We start from the raw sequence: 4,816 nt of genomic DNA on the forward strand, positions 1-4,816 counted from the left end.
TATTCGTAACGGCGAAGCTGCAGGCGAATATATCTGCAAGTTTGCTGATGACAGCAAATTGAAGGAAACGAAATCAGGTGATGCCGTAACGTGGGATGCGGCGGACGAAATGACAAAAAGCCAGGCTAAAAAGGGCCGTCATGGGAATATCACGCCGTTTGATATGCTTCGAGTGATTCAGGATCCTGAAACCTCAGAACAGCTTCGGAATTTCTATCGAGCTCGTTTTGAAGAGTATGCCAAGGCATTCAAGGGCCGTCGCCAGCTGGTCTGGTCGCGTGGCCTCCGTGACGCGCTGGGATTGGGCGTTGAATTGACTGATGAGCAACTTGTTCAGGAGATGAAAGAAGAGTCTTCTGTCATTGTCCTGGTTGACCGTGAAGAGATGGCTGTGCTCAATAAAAATGAGCTTCGTGCTACGGCGCTGGCCGTGGCCGAAAATGGCGGAGCGGATGCCGTGGCTCGGATGCTTTATCCGCTGATTAATGCCAAGGGGATGTCGTTTGATGACTATCGGGATTTTGTATCCCGTCGAGCGCACCGTCCGGAACTAGGGGTTAACTCTGCGGTATGTCCTGACTGTGGTCATGTTCATACCTATGTCGGAGATTCTACGCTTTGTCCGTCTTGTTCTACCCGTATTACTCGAATCATGCCTCAGGATGTTGTAGATAGCGTCGAGCTTTTCCCGGGGGTGCGTCATGCCTAAGAAAAAGTCAGCAACTAAAAACAAATTGGCGCCTAACTATGCTGGGCCAGCGTGGATAAAAGCGGCCAGGGAAAAATACGGTTTAACCAAGGCCCAGGCGGCTGAAATGTGTGATGTGACCACGGCGACCTGGAACCGTTGGGAAACGGGTAAATTCCCCATGAATCCGTGTATTTTTCATTATTGGCTGTCAGTGTTGGAGAAGCGGATTATCCCACGTTCCGGCAAGCATGGGAGAAGTTGGGACGGTTGGTTTTTTGAGAAAGGCGATCTGATTTCACCACTTGAGCAAAAATTCTGTCCATCAAAAATTGAAGGATTAAATGAACAAGTGCAAAGCCAGAAAAGTGTCATTCAACACGCTCAAAAAGTCCGACACCAAGCAAGGAACGGTCTGAACGGTGCGGGGGACAAGTGGCAAGACTGGAAATTTGAGGCGGGATTTTTGGTTAGTCCCGATGGTCGAAAAATTGGGCCGGATGATCTCTATCGTGTGCTGGCCGGACTCGATGCGATGAACAGGGCTGAAAACAAAAGTCCGACACAGAACCATGATCATGAGGCGGTGGTTTTAAAACTGGCTTAATACGAAGAAATCTAAATTCCTTCGTGTATAGAATGATTCTCAACAAAAGGTCGCGATAATAGAAATTATCGTGACCTATTTTTTTGATAGTTATTCCTAACAGTGACTACCTGTAATTCTTCACTGTTAGGAATGATTCTCAACTTTCTAAAATCATTATTTTAAAAGATTAGGAATTGCTGATTTATTAAAATGGTGGTTTTAAAGGATTGGGCTTTTGATGCCCGAAGGGCATGCGAGGCACCGCAGCTGACAGAGCGCAGCGACAGAGGCGAGGATAAGCGGAACGTCTTGCGATCACCAGGCGGTGGTTCGCGTGTTAAAAACGGTAAAGCGAATGCAAAAATCCCCCGCGTCCTGCCAGGCCAAAATGCGGTTAAACAAAAAGCGTGCTCAGGTGTTTGGATGTTCGGAGTGTTTGACGCGTTAAACCCTTATGGCATCTGGCTTACAGCGTGTTTTTTAACGTGTTAGACCGATGTCGACACGTGTTTGTTTTTCGGTTTAACCGGTTAAACATTATGTTTGAAAAAGGTCTGTTGTTAGACTTGGGATAGTAGTTTTATTTGTGGTGATTTATGGCTGATGATTTAAGTAAAGATGTTGGCTCATTCATTCGCTTGAAGCGAGAAGGTTTGTCTTTCTCTCAAGTTGATTGTTCTGTGAAGGCCGATATTGCTCGTTCAACTATGAGGGATTTGGAGCAAGGAAAGAGGCTGCCAAATGGGCGAGAACTGATTAGTCTTTCTTCCGTTCTTCGAGTTACGCCGAATGAGATTCTTTCTGCGGGAAATAAAAATGTCGATTTTAAAAATGACCGGCTACAACAAACTTCTTCTGAAATAGTTTGTCATTTGGCGCAGACGCTTTTTTCATTTAGCCGCTTGAAGCGCTCGAACAAAGAGCTGATGAAAGAAATTCTTTTTGTGATGGCATGTGGGGATTTAACTCAAAAAGATCGGGCTGATTTCTTAGAGCATTACAATAATATGCCTGAGTATATTGATGACTTTTCGGTCGCGGTCTCTGTGTTGGATGAGTTGATGACTTCAGCTATAAACCCAGAAACTGGGAAGCCGTTCCTGGATACATCATTGATGAAAGATGCTAAGGCAAGCCTTGAGAATTTTTATAGTGGTTCAGGTACAGGGAAAGATCTTTTGGGGATGTTGTTCGGTGGAGGCGGCAAGTTGATGTTGATGCCTGCATTTGTCGAGTTTGTGAAAAGTCAGCAAGAATCCCAGGTGGATTAAATGGAAAAGGAGGCAATCAGCCTCCTTTTTTTTATTCGCATATCCTTCGCACTATTTCCCGTTCTGGGAGATTTAGCTTTTCGGCCAGCTGTGAAAGTAGTTCGCTGATCTCTTCATTTTTTTTGAATGTGCTTACCAATCTATTTTGAGTCGTTTCTGTCATTTTTTTCCCTATTGCACTAGCCACAAACATTGTTTAACATGGTGATTGTAAACCTACCAATGGGAGATTTACATACAATTTTTTAAATTTTGGTAGTTCCACATACAAAAAAGGTGTTTTTTATGATTACAAGTAAGCAAGTAAAGGTGGCTCGTCAGAGTCTTGGTCTAACTCAGTCCGTTGTTTCTGGCGAAACTGGAATTTCTCGCAGTTATTTATCTCAATTCGAAAACGGCCAGTTGGCATTAGATAAATCAGCGATTGAGAAGATCAAAATGTTCTTCGAGCAGAAAGGCTTTGATTTTGGCGGATCAAATAGTCAGGCAGAGAAGGCAGAAAAAGTCGAAAAGGCGGCATCTGAGCTAGAAGGCCGATTGGTTGAAAAAATGGGTAAGGGAGCGGAAACCGTGCCGGTTGACGTGGAAGACCTTTCGGAGCTGGTTGGCCTGTTGGGTGATTATGTTACTTTGACGGCTTCACCGGCTGTAGAGGATGAGGTGACTTTTGATCTTATGCCCGTGTCGCCTGAAATTTTTGGCCAAGAAGGCATCCAGTCTTTGATTGATACGGTTGAACTGGGTGAAGCGGCTATTCGTGAAAATTTCCGAGCTGATTGTGATGGTAAAACTGAGTCTGGCTTTTGGTCTGGTACTCGTTCAGAACGCGCTGGAAAATTGATTTCAGCCATGGCCGTGCAATACATCCGTATGATGGCTCTTAAGACAGGTAAGCTTTTAGTCCCTCTGGATTCGCTAAATTCTCTGGGAGTATTTAGTGGTGAGTTCGGGAAGGATGCCAAGGCTGTGGCCGAACGTTTGCAGTACAACTTAAGTGGTGAAAAGCCAGAACTCGACAACCAATTTAAAAATGTTGTTGAGGCGGCGTAGTGTTCTCTATACGATTGAACACTGACACTTTTCTGCCTGGGGACGAGTTTTCTCCAGGCATGAAAAAACCCAGCGTTGGCGCGCTGGGTTGTTTCGAGTTTTTTATTTACCTTGCAGCTAGTTTTGACCGGCTGACTGCAAAGCAAAAAAGGTGTTTTTTACAAATGACCATTTCCCCGATTTCCCAAAGCAAGCCAAAGGGGGGCCAGTTGCATGTGTAATCTTAGCAATGCCGCCCCTCAGCCGCAAGGCTTTACTTCCCAAGCGAATCCTTCGCTGCTTTTCCGTGTTCATTCTGGTTCGCCTGAGGGCCAAGAATCGCTAATTTCCGAGTGGTCGGAATGGACGAGCGAAGCGAGCTTGGTATTAGACACCAAATCGCAGGCCAAAACCGCCGAGGTTTTGAGCCAAGAAACTGGTGAAATTCAAACACTTAGAATCAAAAAAAGCGGTAAAAAAAGCCATAGAAAAACGGGGGTAGAATCCCGTGATGAAAGATACCGTTTACAGTCAGTCAGCCGTGATGTTTTGGGGTACGATTGGCGCGTTTCAAAATGTTGTCGTTGCATGTATCACATGAACCTGGAAGGGGGAAAAAATCTTCCAAAAGGTTATGCGGCGATCATGAAAGGCGAGCAAGGAGGTGCTTTTTTCGGCGGCTTGGTTCAGTGTGGCTCTGTTTGGACGTGTCCGGTCTGTGGGGCAAAGATTGCCGAACGCCGAGCGGGAGAAATGCGAGAGGCCATGATGGAAGCGGGAAAACGTGGCCTGAATGTTTCCCTTCTGACTTTGACCGTTAAGCATGGCTCTAAAGATCAAATTGATCAGTTATTGCCTAAGTTGGCAAAGGCGCAAACATCTTTCTGGGGCCGGCGCTTCGTTAAGGATACTTTTGAGGCATTTGGTCTTTTAGGCCGCGTTCGGGCTCTTGAGGTTACACATGGTGTTGCGGGATGGCATCCCCATATTCATATCTTGCTGTTTACAGAAAAAAACTTCCCTAAGGCTGTGGCTCGTGCTCTCGCTGTCCAGTGGCAAAAGTCTTGCGTATCCGCTGGGTTACCTAAACCTACGCTCGATAATGGCTTGGATATTCGTAACGGCGAAGCTGCAGGCGAATATATCTGCAAGTTTGCTGATGACAGCAAATTGAAGGAAACGAAATCAGGTGATGCCGTAACGTGGGATGCGGCGGACGAAATGACAAAAAGCCAGGCT

The 4,816-nt window shown here is 45.8% G+C and carries 5 protein-coding genes; all 5 read left to right on the forward strand.

Features of this window, described 5'->3' with window-relative positions:
• A partial coding sequence (locus C9J03_RS26850) for a hypothetical protein (RefSeq protein ID WP_211300779.1) occupies positions 1-709 on the forward strand: 709 nt, incomplete at its 5' end.
• On the forward strand, positions 702-1,295 hold the full coding sequence (locus C9J03_RS26215) for a VC1465 family Xer recombination activation factor (protein WP_107291812.1): 594 nt from the start codon (positions 702-704) through the stop codon (positions 1,293-1,295). The genes C9J03_RS26850 and C9J03_RS26215, both read left to right, overlap by 8 nt.
• 578 nt (positions 1,296-1,873) lie before the next feature.
• A complete protein-coding gene (locus C9J03_RS26225; RefSeq protein ID WP_107291814.1) occupies positions 1,874-2,548 on the forward strand; it encodes a helix-turn-helix domain-containing protein in 675 nt (224 codons plus the stop codon).
• A gap of 285 nt (positions 2,549-2,833) precedes the next feature.
• Entirely contained in the window at positions 2,834-3,598 is a 765-nt protein-coding gene (locus C9J03_RS26230) for a helix-turn-helix domain-containing protein (protein WP_107291815.1), read from the forward strand.
• A gap of 213 nt (positions 3,599-3,811) precedes the next feature.
• Positions 3,812-4,816, forward strand: a 1,005-nt coding sequence (locus tag C9J03_RS26240; protein ID WP_162845595.1) for a protein rep, incomplete at its 3' end; no start/stop codon positions are given.

Source organism: Photobacterium gaetbulicola (assembly GCF_003025515.1).
GTDB lineage: Bacteria > Pseudomonadota > Gammaproteobacteria > Enterobacterales > Vibrionaceae > Photobacterium > Photobacterium gaetbulicola.